Raw genomic sequence first — 16,583 nt, forward strand, 5'->3', positions numbered from 1 at the left:
GGCCCGGGGCCTCGTGCTCAGTCGCGGACGGCGAACCAGACGGTCGTGTCGCCGTACTTCTTGCGCACGTCGAGGCCGAGCCCCGTCGGCCAGGTCGGTTCACCGTCGCGCGTGGCGCGCTCGACGACGACCAGGGCCCCGTCGGCCAGCGACGGCAGGAGGGCCTCCAGGTCGCCCGCGAGCTCCGTCGCGGAGACCTCGTAGGGCGGGTCGAAGAAGACGAGGTCGACCGGCGCCGCACTGCCGACGAGGTAGGCGCGCACGGGCATGGCGACCACGTCGACCCGCGGTGCCCGGCCGCCCGGGGCGCGCCCGACCACGGCGTCGACGTTCTTCCGCAGCACGCGGGCGGCCGCCGGCGCCTTCTCGACGAGCGTGACCGTCGCGGCACCGCGCGACGCGGCCTCGAGGCCGAGCCCGCCGGTGCCGGCGTAGAGGTCGAGCACGCGCCGCCCGGCGATCTCGTCGCGGGCGTCGAGCGACGAGAACAGCGCCTCGCGCACCCGGTCGCTCGTCGGGCGCGTGCCCGTCTTGGGCACGGCGAGGGTCAGGTTGTCGGCGAAGCCGGAGATGATGCGGGACACACGGCCATCCTGACGCATCGGCCAGGCGGTTCGAGCAAGTCGACAACGCGGCGGCGGCCCGGCCGGTGAGCGGTCGTGGAGGTGGCACAAGGCGTTTGGCGGTCGAGGTCGCCGCGGGCACGATCGGCCCATGACCAGCGTCGACCGCATCGTGAGGCCCTCGTTCACCAAGTCGTTGTTCGCGGGGCGGATCGCCTCCGAGCTCGTGCTGCCCTACCCGCACATGGCGCCGGAGGAGGCGGCCAGGGTCGAGGCCGCGGCCGCGTCGGCCCGCGAGGTGCTCGCCGGCTACGACCCGCTCCGCGCCGAGCGCGAGGGCTGGGTCGGCGACGACACGATCCGCGAGCTGGGCGACCGCCGCCTGACGGGCCTCTTCGTCGCCGAGGAGTACGGCGGCCTCGGCCTCGGCCAGAGCGCGTACTGCCGGGTGATGGAGGAGTTCGGCCGGGTCGACGGCACCCTCGCCACGGTGATGGGCGTGCACCAGTCGATCGGCACCAAGCCCCTGCACCTCTACGGCACCGACGACCAGAAGGCCCGGTGGCTGCCCGACCTCGCGAGCGGCCGCAAGCTCGCGGCCTTCGTGCTGACCGAGCCGAACGTCGGCAGCGACGCCTACGCGCTCGAGACCCGCGCCGAGCGGCAGCCGGACGGCAGCTGGGTGCTGAACGGCGAGAAGCGCTGGATCGGCAACGGCGACAAGGACGTCCTCACCGTCTTCGCCCGCAGCGAGCTCGGCCACGTCGCGCTGGTGGTCGAGAAGGGCGCCGAGGGGCTCAGCACGGGCCCGCGCTTCGAGACGCACGGCCTCAAGGCGAACCACCTGCAGCGCGTGCACTTCAAGGACGTCCGGGTGCCGGCGGAGAACCTGCTGGGCGAGCCCGGCGACGGCTTCCGCATCGCCATGAACACCCTCAACAACGGCCGCATGTCGATGGGCACCGCGATCTCCGGCGGCATGAAGCGCTTCCTCCAGCTGTCGGTCGAGCACACGGAGGCGCGGCGCCAGTTCGGCCGCCCCCTGGCCGACTTCGAGATGGTCGGCGACAAGCTCGCCTGGATGACCGAGCAGATCTACGGCGTCGAGTCGATGTCGTACCTCACCACCGGTCTCGTCGACCGGGGCGACACCGACTTCGCGCTGGAGTCGGCGATGACGAAGGTCGTCGCGAGCGACACGGGCTGGTTCGCGCTCAACCGGGCGGTGCAGCTGCACGGCGGCGAGGCGTACATGGAGGGGCACCCGCTGTCGAAGGCCCTCCGCGACTTCCGCATCTTCCCGATCTTCGAGGGGGCGAACGACGTCATGCGCGCGTTCGTCGCCCTCAACGGCCTCAAGGCCCTCAGCGAGGAGCTGCCGGACGTGGCGTCGCTCCGCATCGGCGAGCCCGCCCGGGCGCTCGGCGTGCTCGCGCCCTACGTGGCGGGGCGGGTGCAGCGGCGCATCTCGCCGGAGCGGCCGGTCGGCGTGCACCCGTCGCTCGCCCGCAGCGCCGCGGCGGTGGGGGAGCAGGTCTCGCAGCTGCGCGAGCGGGCCGAGGCGGCCCTCCGCCGGCACGGCCGCCACGTGCAGGAGAAGCAGCTCGTCCAGAAGCGCCTCGCCGACGCCGCCTCCGGCGTCTACGCGCAGATGGCCGTCCTCTCGCGCGCGACCACCAGCCTGCAGGAGGCGCGGGCCGGCTCCGCCGACGAGCGTCACCTGGCCGTCGGGTTCTGCAAGCGGTCGGCGCGGGAGGTCGCCCGGCAGCTGCGGGCCCTCGAGGTCAACGACGACCGGCACGTGACGGCGCTCGCGGAGTCGACCCGCGCCTCCGGCGGGTACGCGGTCGCGCTCTGACGCCGTCGCGCTCCGACGCTGTCGGGGGCGGGCGCTAGCGTGGTGGGGTGCCCGACTCCCCGCTCGACGCGTCGCCCCTCGACGCCTCGCTAGCCGGTGCCCTCGGCGGGCGGACGGCTCAGGCGATGCAGAAGGCCTTCGGCCTCCGCACGGTCGGCGACCTGCTTTCGCACTACCCGCGGCGCTACGCCCGGCGCGGCGAGCTGACCGCGCTCGACCAGCTGCCGCTCGGCGAGTCGGTGACGATCGTCGCTCAGGTGCTCGACGTCCGCGAGCGCACGATGCGGGCGCGGCGTGGCTCGATCCTCGAGGTGCGCATCGGCGACGGCCAGGGCATCCTCACCCTCACGTTCTTCAACCAGGCCTGGCGCGCGAAAGACCTCGTGCCCGGGGCGCGGGGCATCTTCGCGGGCAAGGTCGGCGACTACCGGGGCCTCCGCCAGCTGGCGCACCCCGACTACGAGCTCTTCGACGCGTCGCACGAGGCCGTGGCGGGCGTCGGCGACGCCGAGGCGCAGGCCTGGGCGAAGCAGCCGATCCCCATCTACCCGGCCAGCGCCTCCGTCGCCTCCTGGCAGGTGCAGCGCTCGGTCGAGCTGGTGCTCGACACGCTCCCGCCGATCGACGACCCGGTGCCGGCCGCGGTGCGGGCCGAGCTCGAGCTCGTGTCGCTGCGCGACGCGTACGAGCTCGTCCACCGGCCCGAGAGGGACCGAGACCACCTGCGCGGCCGTGACGCGCTGCGCTTCCAGGAGGCCTTCGTGCTCCAGGCCGCCCTGCTGCAGCAGCGCGCCCTGCTGCGCACCGCCCCCGCGACGCCGCGCGTGGCCGGGCCGGACGGCCTGCTCGCGCGCTTCGACGCCGCGCTGCCCTTCGAGCGGACGGCCGACCAGGTGCTGGTCGGCTCCGAGATCAGCCGTGACCTCGAGGGCGACGTGCCGATGAACCGCCTCGTGCAGGGCGAGGTCGGGTCGGGCAAGACCCTCGTGGCGCTCCGCGCGATGATCGCGGTCGCCGAGAGCGGCGGCCAGTCGGCCCTCCTCGCGCCGACCGAGGTGCTCGCCGCCCAGCACCTCCGCTCGGTGGTGCGCTCGCTCGGCCCCGACCTCGCGGCGCGGCTGCGGCCCACCCTGCTCACCGGGCAGATGTCGACCGCCGAGAAGAAGCGCGCGCTGCTCTCGATCGTGAGCGGGCAGTCGCACCTCGTCGTCGGCACGCACGCCCTCCTCAGCGAGGCCGTGGGGTTCTACGACCTCGGCCTCGTCGTGGTCGACGAGCAGCACCGCTTCGGCGTCGAGCAGCGCGAGGCCCTGCGGCAGAAGGGCCGCACGCCGCCGCACGTGCTCGTCCTGACCGCCACGCCCATCCCGCGCACGGTGGCGATGACGGTCTTCGGCGACCTCGACGTCTCGACCATCACCGAGCTGCCCGCGGGCCGTCAGCCGATCGAGTCGTTCGTCGTGCCGCTGGCCGACCGGCCCGGCTGGCGCGACCGCGTCTGGCAGCGCTCGGCGGAGGAGGTCGCGAAGGGCCGCCAGGTCTTCGTCGTCTGCCCCGCCATCGACGCGGCCAGCGTCGAGGCCGGCGAGGAGGCGCCGGTCGACGACGCGCCGGAGGGCACCTCCGAGGGCGCTCCCGACGGCGACGTGCCCGCCCCCGAGCGTGCGAGCGTCGAGGGCGTGCTCGCCCTCGCCCGGTCGCTGCCCGTGCTCGCGGGCGCCCGCGTCGAGCCCCTCCACGGCCGCATGTCGGCCGACGAGAAGGACGAAGTGATGCAGCGCTTCGCCGCCGGCCTGATCGACGTGCTCATCGCTACGACCGTCATCGAGGTCGGCGTCGACGTGCCGAACGCGTCGACGATGGTGGTGCTCGACGCCGACCGCTTCGGGGTGTCGCAGCTGCACCAGCTCCGTGGCCGCGTCGGGCGCGGCGGGCACCCGGGCCTCTGCCTCCTCGTGACCTACGCGGCCCCCGACACGGTCGCCCGAGAGCGCGTCGAGGCGGTCGCCGCCACGCTCGACGGGTTCGAGCTCGCCCAGGTCGACCTCGAGCTGCGGCGGGAGGGCGACGTGCTCGGCAGCCTGCAGTCGGGCGGCCGGTCGTCGCTCCGCCTGCTGCGGGTCGCGACCGACGGCGACCTGATCACGACCGCGCGCGAGCACGCCGCGGAGGCGCTCGAGGGCGACGCCGCGCTGACCGGGCACCCGGCGCTGGCCGCCGCCATCGCCCGCCGCCTCGACGACGCCGACCGCGAGTACCTCGCGAAGAACTGACCGGGCGGCCGCCCCCGTCGGCCGACCGGTCGCGACGGGCCCCGGGCGACGTCGCTCCGAGTTCGCCGGAAGGCCCCCGGGAGCGACATCTGCACGGGCTAGGGTGTGCGGATGAACAGGATCGCCGTCGTCCCGGGGTCGTTCGACCCGGTCACCCTGGGTCACGTCGACGTGATCGCCCGGGCCGCCCACGTCTTCGACGAGGTGCACGTGCTCGTGGTCCACAACCCCGACAAGTCGGCGCTGCTGCCGCTGCCGAAGCGCGTCTCGCTCCTCGAGCGGTCGCTCCGCGAGGCGGGCCTCCCGCCGTCGGTGACCGTGCACAGCTGGAGCGTCGGCCTGCTGGTCGACTACTGCACCGAGGTGGGCGCCACCGTGCTCGTCAAGGGCATCCGGTCGCAGGTCGACGTGGCCTACGAGACCCCGATGGCGATCATGAACCGCAGCCTCGCCGGCGTCGAGACGGTCTTCATGCTGCCCGACCCCGCCCACGCCCACGTGTCGAGCTCGCTGGTGCGCCAGGTCGCGGCGCTCGGCGGCGACGTCGCCCCGTACGTCCCCGCCAGCGTAGCCGAGTACCTCGCGGCCACCTGACCCACCCGCACGGCAGCGTCGCCGGCCCCGGCCCGTCCTCCCGTGCGACCCGACCACCCCCGCACGCCCGCCCGACGCCCTCCGGGAGAGACCATGAGCACGACCAGCGACACCCGACCGTCCGACCGTGCCCTGCGGGGCGACGGCGACCTCGACGTCATGCCCCTGCCCGAGGTGCAGGCCGCCGCGCGCCGGATCATGGAGGCGGTGGCCACGGTCATCGACGGCAAGGACGGCGCGATCGGCACGGCCCTCACCGTCCTGCTCGCCGAGGGGCACCTCCTCATCGAGGACGTCCCCGGCGTAGGCAAGACCCAGCTCGCCCGCGCGCTCGCCAAGGCCGTCGACGCCCGGGTCACGCGCATCCAGTTCACTCCCGACCTGCTGCCGAGCGACATCACGGGCGTCTCGATCTACGACCGCGACCGCGGGGGCTTCGAGTTCACGCCCGGCCCCGTCTTCGCCAACGTGGTGATCGGCGACGAGATCAACCGCGCCTCCCCGAAGACGCAGTCCGCGCTGCTCGAGAGCCTCGAGGAGCGGCAGGTCACGGTCGACGGGGTCACGCACCCGCTGCCCGACCCCTTCCTCGTCGTCGCGACCCAGAACCCGGTCGAGATGGAGGGCACGTACTCGCTGCCGGAGGCGCAGCGCGACCGGTTCATGGCCCGCATCTCGCTCGGCTACCCCGACACCGAGAGCGAGCTGCGCATGCTGCAGCAGCGCGAGCGCGTCAGCCCGCTCGAGAAGGTGCGGCCCCTCGTGTCGCTCGACGAGCTGCGCCGCATGATCGCGGCGGTGCGGACGGTCTACACGGCCGAGCCGGTCGAGCGCTACGCCGTCGACGTCGTCCAGGCGACGCGTCGCCACCCCGACGTGCGGCTCGGCGCGAGCCCCCGCGCGACGCTCCAGCTCATGCGGGCCGCCAAGTCGTGGGCGGCGCTCAACGGCCGCGGCTTCGTGGTGCCCGACGACGTCGACGCGATGAGCGGGCCCGTGCTCGGCCACCGGATCATCCTCGCCGGGCGCGCCGGGGCCGGCGCGGTGTCGGCGGCGTACGACGTGGTGGCCGACGTCGTCGCCTCGACCGACGTGCCGCTCGGCGACACGGCCGGCCGACGCTGACCGTGGCGCGCGGGGGAGTGCCCACGCCGACGCGGCGCGGCGCGGTCGTGGTGGGCGCGGGGCTGCTGCTCGCCGTCGCGGGCGCGCTCCTCGAGTCGCCGCCCCTCGTCTTCGCCGGCGTGGCGCTCGTGGCCCTCGTGGTCGCCGTCGTCCTGTCGCTGCTCGTCCGCGGGGTCGACGTCGTCGTCGGCCGCCGGTTCACTCCCTCGCGGGGCGTGGCGGGCTGGTCGGCGGTCGAGACCCTGACGGTGACGCCCCGCTCCGGGCGCCCCCAGCAGGCCGCCCTGCGCGACGAGGTGCCGTGGGGCCGCGCCCGCCGCTCGGCGGCCGTGCCCGTCACGCTCGAGCCGGGGCGCACCTCCACCGTGACCTTCCGCCACCCGGAGCTGAGCCGGGGGCGGCACCGCGTCGGCCCGCTCCACGTCGAGCTCGTCGAGTCGTTCGGCGTGGCCCGTCGCCGCGTCGTCGCGCCCGGCACCGCCGAGTTCGTCGTCGTGCCCGAGGCCGTCGACCTCGGCCTCGCGCGTGAGTCGAGGTCGCTGGGCGACGGCGCCCGGCGCCAGCGCGAGCACAGCCTCTCCGGCGGCGAGGACGACCCGATCACCCGCGAGTACCGCCGCGGCGACCCGCTGCGCCGCGTGCACTGGAAGGCCACGGCCCGCCACGGCGACCTCATGGTCCGGCAGGAGGAGCAGCACGGGCTGCCGAGCGCCCGCCTCGTGCTCGCGCTCGGGTCGGCCGGCTGGTCGGACTCCGTCTCCGCGTCGGGCGCCGCGAGCGCCGACGCGACGGGGGCCGACGTCGCCCGCAGCGACGCCTTCGAGTGGGCGCTGTCGGTCGTCGCGACCCTCGGGGTCGAGTGGGGCCACGCGGGCTCCGTCGCCGTGCTCGGCACGCCGGGGGGCAGCCTCGTGGCGCGCCACGACCCCGACGCCACCGGCGCGTGGCTCGACGCCCTGGCCGACCTCCAGCTCGACGACGCCAGCGACTCCCTCGCGCCGCCGCCCGCGGCCCGGGAGCCCGTCACGGCGGTCGTCTCGGGCCTCACCCGCGCCGAGCTCGACCAGCTGGGCCGCTCCCGCGCGGCCGGGTCGACGGCCGTCGCGCTCGTGGTCTCGCCGACGCTCAGCTTCACCGCCGTGGGCGGTGGAGCCGGCTCCTCGTCGACGGAGCCCACCGCCGTCCTGTCGCCCGAGGCCGTCGCCGCGTCGCTCCGCGAGGCGGGCTGGCGCGTCGTGGAGGCCACCCCGACCGAGCCGGTCGGCGACGCCGTGCGTCGAGGCGGGCTGCTCCGTGGCTGAGCCGCGGCGGTCCCGGCGCACCGGGGGCGAGGCCGAGGGCGCTCGCTGGCCCGTGGTCGCCCTCGTCTGGCTCGTGCTCGTCGTCTCGCTCGCCAGCCTCTCGTCGCTCTTCCTCGGTGCCGGCTGGTGGTTCGCGGGCGCGGGCGTCTCCGCTGTCGTGCTCGGCGCCTCCGGCCTCGTCCGCTCGCTCCGCGGCTCGCCGTGGCTGGCCTGGCTCGTCGGGCTGCTGGCCGGCACCGCGACCGCCACGGCGGTCGTCTCGGGCGGCACCGCCGTGCTCGGCGTCGTGCCGACCGCCGCGACCCTGCAGCGGGTGCGCGACCTCAGCGACCAGGCGGCCCTCACCATCTCCGACGGCACCGCCCCGGTGCCCGTCGACGACGGCGTGCTCGCGACCGTCGTGGGCGCGGTGCTCGTCGTCTCGCTCCTCGTCGACCTGCTCGCCTCGGTCGGCCGCCTCCCCGGCGCGACCGGGCTCTTCCCGGCGGTCGTCCTCGCCGTCCCGGCCTTCGTGCCGACGGCCGAGACCCGGTGGCCCTGGGTCGTCGCGACCGTGCTGCTCTACCTGCTGCTCCTCATGGTCTCGTCGGGGCGCCGGCCGACCCCGGCCGGAGCCGTCGGCGCCGTCGCCGCCGTGGCCGTCGCCGGCCTCGTGACGAGCCTCGTGCCCCTCGGGGGCGTCTCGCCCCTCACCGGCGTCGCGTCCGGCACGGGCCTCGCCACGGGCGTCAACCCGATCATCGACCTCGGCGACGACCTGCGGCGCGGCGCGCCCGTGAGCGTCCTCACCTACCGCTCGTCGGACGAGCAGGGCACGTACCTCAAGCTCGTCGACCTCGTCGACTTCTCGGGTAGCAGCTGGAGCCCCGCCGACGTCGAGCTCGACCCCGACGCCACCGTCGACGTCCTGCCGGAGGCGCCCGGGGTCGACGCCGACACCACGCGGCGGGCGGTCGAGACGCAGGTGACGATCGGCGTGCTCCGCAGCCCGTACCTCCCGGTGCCCGTGCCGCCGACCGAGATCACCGGCATCGACGACGGCTGGTCGGTCGTCGACGAGTCGGGCGTCACGGTGCGGAGCGACGACGAGAGCACGCAGGGGCTCGAGTACACCGTGCGCAGCCGCCCGGTCGACCCCACGGAGGACGAGGTGGTCGCGACCCTCGGCGACGCACCGGCCGACATGGCCCCCTACCTCGCCGTCGACGGCGTGCCCGCGACCGTCAGCGAGCAGGCGGCCGCCGTGACGGCCGACGCCGCGAACCCCTTCGACGCGGCCGTCGCCCTCCAGGACTGGTTCCGCGACGGCGACTTCACCTACTCGGAGGAGACCCCGGTCGACCAGGGCTACGACGGCAGCGGCCTGGACGCCGTCGAGACGTTCCTGCGCGTCCGGAGCGGCTACTGCGTGCACTTCGCCTCGGCGATGGCCGTGATGGCCCGCACCCTGGGCATCCCGTCCCGCGTGGCGGTCGGCTTCCTGCCGGGGGAGTCCACCGGCTTCGCCGACGACCAGGAGCGCACGGTCAGCAGCGACGACCTGCACACATGGCCCGAGCTGTACTTCCAGGGGCTCGGCTGGGTGCCGTTCGAGCCGACCGTCGGGCTCGGCCGCCCCCAGTCGTTCCTGCAGGAGACCGGCGTCGAGCCGACCGCGGCGCCCAGCGACCCCGCCGAGGCCTCGCCGACCCCCACGGCGGAGGCGCCTGCGACCACCGGCCCCGACGCGGCCAGCGCCACGCCCAGCGACCCCGCGCGGGCGGCGGGGTCGTCCGGCAACGCCGCGGTGGCCGTCCCGGGCGGCCTGGCCGCGCTCCTCGTGCTCCTCGTGCTGGCGCTCGTCGTCCCCTCCGGCCTGCGGGCCGGCCGTCGACGTCGGCGGTTGGCCGCCGAGCCTCCCGACGCCGCGCTCCGGGCCTGGCAGGAGGTGCTCGACACCGCCTACGACCTGCGCCTCGACGTCCCGCGCTCGGCGACGCCGGGGGCGGCGGCCGAGGTCCTGGCCGCCCACCTGGGCGGCGGGCTCGGCGGGCGGCGTCGGCACGGCTCCGAGGAGTCGCGGGCCGCGCTCGACCGCGTGGTGACCGCCCTGACGACCGAGCGGTTCGCCGGCCGGCCCGCGGAGGCCGACGTGGGCAGGGACGCGCGTCGCGTCGTCGACGCCCTCCGCGCCTCCTCGACGCCCCGACGCCGCGCCGCCGCGCTCCTCGCGCCGCGCTCGCTGTGGGCGAGCACGGGCGCGCGTCGGCCGCGCAGAGCGTAAACTGTCCCCTCGTGCCTCACTTCACCCCCACCCCCTACACGCTGACGGTGTACGACCTGCTGCACCGCGCAGGCGAGATGCGCGAGCACACCGTCGACGTCACGGTGCCCGACAAGCTCGGCGAGGGCCCGGTCGCGGTCGCGGCCGGTGCCGCCCTCGAGCTCGACGTGCGCCTCGAGGGCCTGCACGACGGCATCCTCGCCTCCGGGCACGTCTCCTCGACGGCCACCGGCGAGTGCAGCCGGTGCCTGCGCGCCATCGAGCAGCCCGTCGAAGTCGATTTCGCAGAGCTTTTCGCGTACGCTGTCGACGAAGCTTTCGACTATCAGGTTCAAGACGATCACGTGGATCTTGAACCCGTGGTCAGAGACGCAGTGGTTCTGTCACTGCCCTTCCAGCCGGTGTGTCGGCCGGATTGCCCTGGACTCGACCCGGTGACGGGTGAACGTATCGAGGACATCCCCGACTACACGCCTCATGAGAACGTCGATCCCCGGTGGTCGGCCCTCGCGGGGTTCCAGGCTGAATCGGCACCTGCCGACGGCGAGCCAGCGAGCCCGGGTCACCACGACCGCGGCGAGCAGGGCGAGCAGCACTAGCACCACCGCGTCAGCACCACGCGCGTCACCACCACGACAGACCAGGCACCCGCGAGGGCGCCGCAACAGAGAAGAGAACCTCATGGCCGTTCCCAAGAGGAAGCAGTCCCGCTCCAACACGCACGCCCGCCGCTCGCAGTGGAAGGCCACTCCCGTGCAGCTCGTGAAGACCATCGAGAACGGCAAGGTCACCTACAGCCTCCCGCACCGCGCCAAGGTCGTGGAAGACAGCGCCGGCACCGCCCTGTACATGGAGTACAAGGGCCGCAAGGTCGCCGACGTCTGAGCACGTCGAGCGTGACCACGTCCGTCTTCGAGGTCTCGAAGTGACGTCCACCAGGGATCAGCCCGTGTCGAGCGCCAGCGCCGACCGGGCTGATCTTCTGTCACGCCTGCAGATCGACGTCAGCGACGAGCTGATCGACCTCGCCCTGACGCACCGCTCGTACGCGTACGAGCACGGCGGCATCGGCAACAACGAGCGCCTCGAGTTCCTCGGCGACTCGATCCTCGGCCAGGCCGTCACGGTCATGCTGTTCACCGAGAACCCCGACCTCGACGAGGGCGAGCTGGCCAAGCGGCGGGCGAGCCTCGTCAGCACGGTCGCGCTGGCCGAGGTGGCCCGCAACATCGACCTCGGCCGGCACCTGCGCCTCGGCCGGGGCGAGGAGCTCACCGGCGGCCGCGAGAAGCACTCGATCCTCGCCGACACCGTCGAGGCGATCATCGGGGCGACCTACCTCGACGCCGGCGCCGACGCGGCGACGGAGTTCGTGCTGCGCCTCGTCGCGCCGCTGCTCGTCGACCCCGACCGCTTCGGCGCCGCGATGGACCCGAAGACGAGCCTGCAAGAACTGGCGGCCTCGCTCGGCCTCGGCGCCCCGTCGTACCACCTCACCGACAGCGGCCCCGACCACGACAAGCGGTTCCACGCCATCGTCCGGCTCGGCGCCGACGACGTCGCGACGGGCCACGGCAGCAGCAAGAAGCAGGCCGAGATGGCCGCCGCGCTCGACGCGTGGACCCGGCTCAGCGCCGGGGCTCGCTGACCCGTGCCGGAGCTCCCCGAGGTCGAGGTCGTCCGCGCCGGCCTCGCGCCGGTGGTCGCCGGCGCCGTCGTCACCGACGTCGAGGTGCTCGACGACCGGTCGCTGAAGCGGCACCGCGGCCCTTCTGACGACTTCGTCGACCGACTCGTGGGCGGCACCCTCGACGCGGCGGTGCGCCGTGGCAAGTTCCTCTGGTTCCCGTTCGAGCCCGCGGCCGTGCACGACCAGCCGCTGGCGCTCGTGGCGCACCTCGGCATGAGCGGCCAGGTGCTGCTGCGCGAGCGCGACGCCGAGCCCGACCGCCTGATGCGGGTGCGGCTCGACGTCGAGAGCCCCGCGCACGGGCCGCTGCGCCTCGCCTTCGTCGACCAGCGCATCTTCGGCTCCATGGCCCTCGACGAGACCGTCCCCACGCTCGACGGGGCGCCCGCGGGCTGGGCCGGCTCCGAGCTGCTCGGCTCCGAGCCGCTGCCGACCGCGGCCGACGGCCGTCCGACCGACCCGACCCGCGCCTCCTGGGAGCTCCGCGTGCCGCAGCAGGTCTCGCACATCGCCCGCGACCCCCTCGACCCGGCCTTCGACGAGGGGCGGGTGCTGACGCGGCTGCTCGCCCGGCGCACCGGCGTCAAGCGGGCCCTGCTCGACCAGGGCCTGCTGAGCGGCGTGGGCAACATCTACGCCGACGAGAGCCTCTGGGCGGCCCGCGTGCACCCCGAGCAGCCCACCGAGAGCCTGACCCGGGCCCGTGCCCGGACGCTGCTCGCCGAGGTGCGCACGGTCCTGCTCCGCGCCCTGGGCGAGGGAGGCACGAGCTTCGACGCGCAGTACGTCAACGTCAACGGGCAGTCGGGCTACTTCAGCCACAGCCTGGCGGCCTACGGCCAGCAGGGGAAGCCGTGCCCGCGCTGCGGCACCCCGATCGAGCGTGCGGCGTTCATGAACCGCTCGAGCCACTTCTGCCCCCGGTGCCAGCGGGTGCGCGGGGCCTGAGGGGCGGGCCGGTGTCGGTCCCGGCGTCGTCGGTGGCCGCACCTATCCTGGGAGGCACGGGCCCCGGTCGTCGTCGGCCGTCCCGTTCCGTGACGCGCGAGACGAAGGGGGGCCCCGGGTGCACCTGAAGAGCCTCACCCTCAAGGGCTTCAAGTCGTTCGCGTCGCCGACCACCTTCGCCTTCGAGCCCGGCGTCACCTGCGTCGTCGGCCCCAACGGCTCGGGCAAGAGCAACGTCGTCGACGCGCTCGCCTGGGTCATGGGCGAGCAGGGCGCCAAGGCCCTCCGCGGCGGCAAGATGGAGGACGTCATCTTCGCGGGCACCTCGACCCGGGGGCCGCTCGGCCGGGCCCAGGTCGTGCTCACCATCGACAACTCCGACGGCGCCCTGCCGATCGACTACGCCGAGGTGACGATCAGCCGCACGCTCTTCCGCTCGGGCGGCAGCGAGTACGCCATCAACGGCGAGGGCTGCCGGCTGCTCGACGTGCAGGAGCTGCTCAGCGACTCCGGGCTCGGGCGCGAGATGCACGTCATCGTCGGCCAGGGCCAGCTCGACGCGGTGCTGCACGCCACCCCGGAGGAGCGCCGCGGCTTCGTCGAGGAGGCCGCCGGCATCCTGAAGCACCGGCGCCGCAAGGAGAAGACCCTCCGCAAGCTCGATGCCATGCAGGCCAACCTGACGCGGCTGAGCGACCTGGCCGGCGAGCTGCGTCGACAGCTCAAGCCGCTGGGCCGGCAGGCCGCGGTCGCCCGGGAGGCCCAGACCATCGCCGCGGTGGTGCGCGACGCCCGGGCCCGGCTCGTCGCCGACGAGGTCGTCGGCCTCCGTGACGTGCTCGCGCGCCAGGGGCGCACCGAGTCCGAGCGGCGCGCCGAGCGGCAGGTGCTCCAGGAGCAGCTCGACCAGGCCAAGGCCCGCGAGCACCGGCTCGAGCAGGCGATGATCGGCGACGCCGTCGACCAGGCCCGCCGCGTCGCGTTCGGGCTCGAGTCCGTGCACGAACGCCTCCGCAGCCTCACCAGCCTGGCCCAGCAGCGCCTCCAGCTGCTCGCCCAGCAGAGCGACCAGCCCGCCGTCGAGACGACGGTCAGCGCGGGCATGGTCGCCGACGCGCGCGAGGAGGCCGTCCGGCTGCAGGGCGGCGTCGCCGAGGCCGAGGCGGCCGTCACCCGCGCGGGCGCCGACGTCGGGGCGGCCCGGTCACGGCTCGACGCCCTCGACGAGCAGATCGCGGCGCGCAGCGCCGAGGTCGCGCGGCACGACCTCGAGCTCTCGCGGCTCCGGGGCGCGGCCGACGCCGCGCGGTCCGGCCTCGCCGCCGTCCGCGGTGAGCTGCTCCGCCAGGGTGTGGCGCTCGAGGCGGCCGAGCAGCGCCTCGCCGCGGGCCGGGCGGAGCAGGAGGAGCTCGAGCGCTCGGCGTCGGGACCGGCGTCCGACCCCGACCCCGCCGACTCCTCCGCCTCCGCCTCCGCCTCCGCCGCCGCCTCCGCCGCCGACGGGGGAGCGGACGCCGTGGCTCCCCGGCCCGTCGACCACGCCGCCGTGCGCGACGAGTCCGAGCGACGCGTCGCCGAGCTCGAGTCCCGCGTCGCCGAGCAGGAGGCGCGGGTCGACGACCTGCGCGACCGACGTCACGCCGCCGAGCGCGAGCGCGACGCCCTCGCCGCCCGTCGGGCCGCGCTGGCCATGGCCCTCGACCAGGGCGACGGCTCGTCGACGCTGGTCGCCGCCGGCCGGCCCGGGGTCCGGGGGCTCGTCGCCGAGCACGTCCAGGTCGACGAGGGGTGGGAGGTCGCGGTCGCCGCGGCCCTCGGCAGCGTCGTGGACGGCGTGCTGGCCGACGACTCCGCCGCGGCCCTCGACGCGGTCGCGCACGCGGCCGACGAGGCCCTCGGCCGCGTCGAGGTCGTCGTCGCCGAGCCCGCCCGCTCGCGCGTCGACCTGGCCGTCGCCCTGCCCGAGGGGGCCGTCGCCGCCGTGTCGGTCGTGACGGGCCCCGAGGGCGTGCTCGGCCTGCTGGCGAGCACCGTGCTCGCCGTCGACCTCGACGCCGCCCGCCGCGCGTGGGCGGCCCTGACGGAGCATCCCCTCCCCGTCACGGTCATCACGCGCTCCGGCGAGGTCCTCACCGACTGGGTCCTCCGCGGCGGGTCGGGCGGCGAGCGTTCGCGCCTCGAGCTCGTCGCCGACCGCGACGAGGCCGCCGAGCGGCTCGTCGGGGTCGGCGCCGTCGTCGACGAGCTCGCCCGAGAGCACGACGAGGCCGCCGACCAGCTGGCGGCTGCCCGCACGGCCCTCCGCGAGGCCGCCGCGGCCGTGCGGGAGGCCGCCGCCGCCGCGCGGGCGCAGGAGCAGGCCCTCGCGGCGCAGGAGCAGCGGCTCGACCGCGTGCGCGCCCGGGTCGAGGCGGCCGAGGCCGAGGTGGAGCGCCTCCGCGGCGCGCTCGGCGACGCCGAGTCGTCCGTGCAGCAGGCGGATGCGCGGGTGACGGAGGCCGTCGCGGCCCACGACGAGCACGCCGCCCGTCCGCGCCCCGTCCTCGACGCGTCGGGCCGGGGCGACGTCGTCGCCGAGGTCGAGCGTGCGCGGGGCGCCGAGGTCGAGGCCCGCGTCCGCCTGGAGACCGTCCGTGAGCGGGTGCGCACCGAGGTCGCGCGCGCCGAGGGGCTCGAGCGGCGGCGTCGGCAGCAGGCCGCCGCCGCGGAGGAACAGGCGCGGCGCACGGTGCTCCGGCAGCGGCAGATGGCGACGACCTCGGCGGTGCTCGACGCCCTGCCCCTGGTCGTCGACGCCGTCGCCCGGTCACTCGGCGAGGCCCGCACCGACCTGACCGCCCGGGAGGCCGCCCGCGCGGAGCAGAACGAGGAGCTCGTGGCGCTCCGCCGCGACGAGCGGGCCCTGCGCGAGAGACTCGGCGCCGTCACCGAGCACGTGCACGGCCTCGAGATGGAGATCTACGAGAAGAAGCTGCACGTCGGTCAGCTGCTCGAGCGGGCGGCGTCCGAGCTGGGGCTCTCCGAGGAGGTCCTCGTGGCCGAGTACGGGCCCGACGTGCCGGTGCCCGACGACGCGGCGCTGGCCACGGCGCGGGCAGCCAGCCCCGACGCCGACCCCGACACCGACCCCGACGCCGGCGCCGACTCCGGCGACCACCTCGACGGGGCCGACGGTGCCGACCCCGCCGACGACGTCCCGAGCACGCCCTACGACCGGGAGGAACAGACGCGGCGCCTCGCCGCGGCCGAGGCGAAGCTGGCCCGGCTCGGCCGTGTCAACCCGCTCGCCCTGGAGGAGTTCTCCGCCCTCGAACAGCGGCACGCGTTCCTCGCCGACCAGCTGACCGACCTCACGGCGACCCGACGCGACCTGCTGACGATCATCGACGAGATCGACGCGAAGATGCAGACGGTCTTCGCGAGCGCGTTCGCCGACACGAGCGCGGCCTTCGACCGGGTGTTCCCGGTGCTCTTCCCGGGGGGCAGCGGCTCGCTGACCCTGACCGACCCCGACGACCTCCTCGGCACGGGCATCGAGGTGACCGTGCGCCCCGCCGGCAAGAAGATCGAGCGGCTCTCGCTGCTGAGCGGCGGCGAGCGCTCACTCGCGGCGGTCGCGCTGCTCATCGCGATCTTCAAGGCCCGGCCGAGCCCGTTCTACATCATGGACGAGGTCGAGGCCGCCCTCGACGACGCGAACCTCGGCCGCCTCCTGACGATCTTCCAGGACCTCCGCGAGTCCAGCCAGCTCATCGTCATCACGCACCAGAAGCGCACGATGGAGATCGCGGACGCCCTCTACGGGGTGTCGATGCGCCAGGACGGCGTGAGCGCCGTCGTCGGCCAGCGCGTCGCGACCGAGCAGGTCGGCTGACCGACCCCCTCGGGTGCCGGGTCTCCGACGACGAGACGACCCGCGCCTCCCGGGCTCGCGGAGGAGCGGGGGAGGCGCGGGTCGTCTCGAGACG

At 75.2% G+C, this 16,583-nt stretch carries 12 protein-coding genes; 11 read left to right on the plus strand and 1 reads right to left on the minus strand.

Annotated elements, in window-relative coordinates; all coding sequences use genetic code 11:
* Nucleotides 1-17 precede the first annotated feature (17 nt).
* Entirely contained in the window at nucleotides 18-584 is a 567-nt protein-coding gene (rsmD, locus tag FHR77_RS03375; protein WP_341777201.1) for a 16S rRNA (guanine(966)-N(2))-methyltransferase RsmD, read from the minus strand.
* Between the two features lie 130 nt (nucleotides 585-714).
* Between rsmD and FHR77_RS03380 the strand changes: the two genes are divergently transcribed.
* The 11 genes from FHR77_RS03380 to smc all read left to right on the plus strand — a co-directional run bounded on the left by FHR77_RS03380 (nucleotide 715) and on the right by smc (nucleotide 16,489).
* Nucleotides 715-2,421, plus strand: coding sequence for an acyl-CoA dehydrogenase family protein (locus FHR77_RS03380; RefSeq protein ID WP_167258836.1), 1,707 nt, complete (start codon nucleotides 715-717; stop codon nucleotides 2,419-2,421).
* Nucleotides 2,422-2,468: 47 nt separating this feature from the next.
* Complete coding sequence (locus FHR77_RS03385) at nucleotides 2,469-4,694, plus strand: ATP-dependent DNA helicase RecG (RefSeq protein WP_341777202.1); 2,226 nt, start codon at nucleotides 2,469-2,471, stop codon at nucleotides 4,692-4,694.
* 111 nt (nucleotides 4,695-4,805) lie between these two features.
* Nucleotides 4,806-5,288: a pantetheine-phosphate adenylyltransferase gene (gene coaD / locus FHR77_RS03390; protein ID WP_167258837.1), complete on the plus strand. Its 483-nt coding sequence runs from the start codon at nucleotides 4,806-4,808 to the stop codon at nucleotides 5,286-5,288.
* Between the two features lie 93 nt (nucleotides 5,289-5,381).
* On the plus strand, nucleotides 5,382-6,413 hold the full coding sequence (locus tag FHR77_RS03395; protein ID WP_056053545.1) for an AAA family ATPase: 1,032 nt from the start codon (nucleotides 5,382-5,384) through the stop codon (nucleotides 6,411-6,413).
* A gap of 17 nt (nucleotides 6,414-6,430) precedes the next feature.
* Complete coding sequence (locus FHR77_RS16555; RefSeq protein ID WP_167258838.1) at nucleotides 6,431-7,714, plus strand: DUF58 domain-containing protein; 1,284 nt, start codon at nucleotides 6,431-6,433, stop codon at nucleotides 7,712-7,714.
* Nucleotides 7,707-9,977, plus strand: a complete 2,271-nt coding sequence (locus FHR77_RS16560) for a transglutaminaseTgpA domain-containing protein (RefSeq protein WP_167258839.1) — start codon at nucleotides 7,707-7,709, stop codon at nucleotides 9,975-9,977. Before FHR77_RS16555 ends, FHR77_RS16560 begins: the two co-directional genes overlap by 8 nt.
* 11 nt (nucleotides 9,978-9,988) lie before the next feature.
* Nucleotides 9,989-10,576 (plus strand): YceD family protein, encoded by a 588-nt coding sequence (locus FHR77_RS03410; protein WP_341777203.1) that lies wholly within the window; start codon nucleotides 9,989-9,991, stop codon nucleotides 10,574-10,576.
* Between the two features lie 82 nt (nucleotides 10,577-10,658).
* Nucleotides 10,659-10,862, plus strand: a complete 204-nt coding sequence (rpmF, locus tag FHR77_RS03415; protein WP_043593937.1) for a 50S ribosomal protein L32 — start codon at nucleotides 10,659-10,661, stop codon at nucleotides 10,860-10,862.
* Nucleotides 10,863-10,926: 64 nt separating this feature from the next.
* The gene (gene rnc, locus FHR77_RS03420; RefSeq protein ID WP_056053555.1) at nucleotides 10,927-11,625 is read left to right on the plus strand and encodes a ribonuclease III; all 699 of its coding nucleotides are present in this window, start codon (nucleotides 10,927-10,929) and stop codon (nucleotides 11,623-11,625) included.
* A gap of 3 nt (nucleotides 11,626-11,628) precedes the next feature.
* Complete coding sequence (mutM, locus tag FHR77_RS03425; RefSeq protein WP_167258840.1) at nucleotides 11,629-12,615, plus strand: bifunctional DNA-formamidopyrimidine glycosylase/DNA-(apurinic or apyrimidinic site) lyase; 987 nt, start codon at nucleotides 11,629-11,631, stop codon at nucleotides 12,613-12,615.
* Nucleotides 12,616-12,733: 118 nt separating this feature from the next.
* Nucleotides 12,734-16,489, plus strand: coding sequence for a chromosome segregation protein SMC (gene smc, locus FHR77_RS03430; protein WP_167258841.1), 3,756 nt, complete (start codon nucleotides 12,734-12,736; stop codon nucleotides 16,487-16,489).
* Nucleotides 16,490-16,583 lie beyond the last annotated feature (94 nt).

Origin of the sequence: Frigoribacterium endophyticum, from assembly GCF_011759585.1 — a bacterium.
Taxonomy (GTDB): Bacteria; Actinomycetota; Actinomycetes; order Actinomycetales; family Microbacteriaceae; genus Frigoribacterium; species Frigoribacterium endophyticum.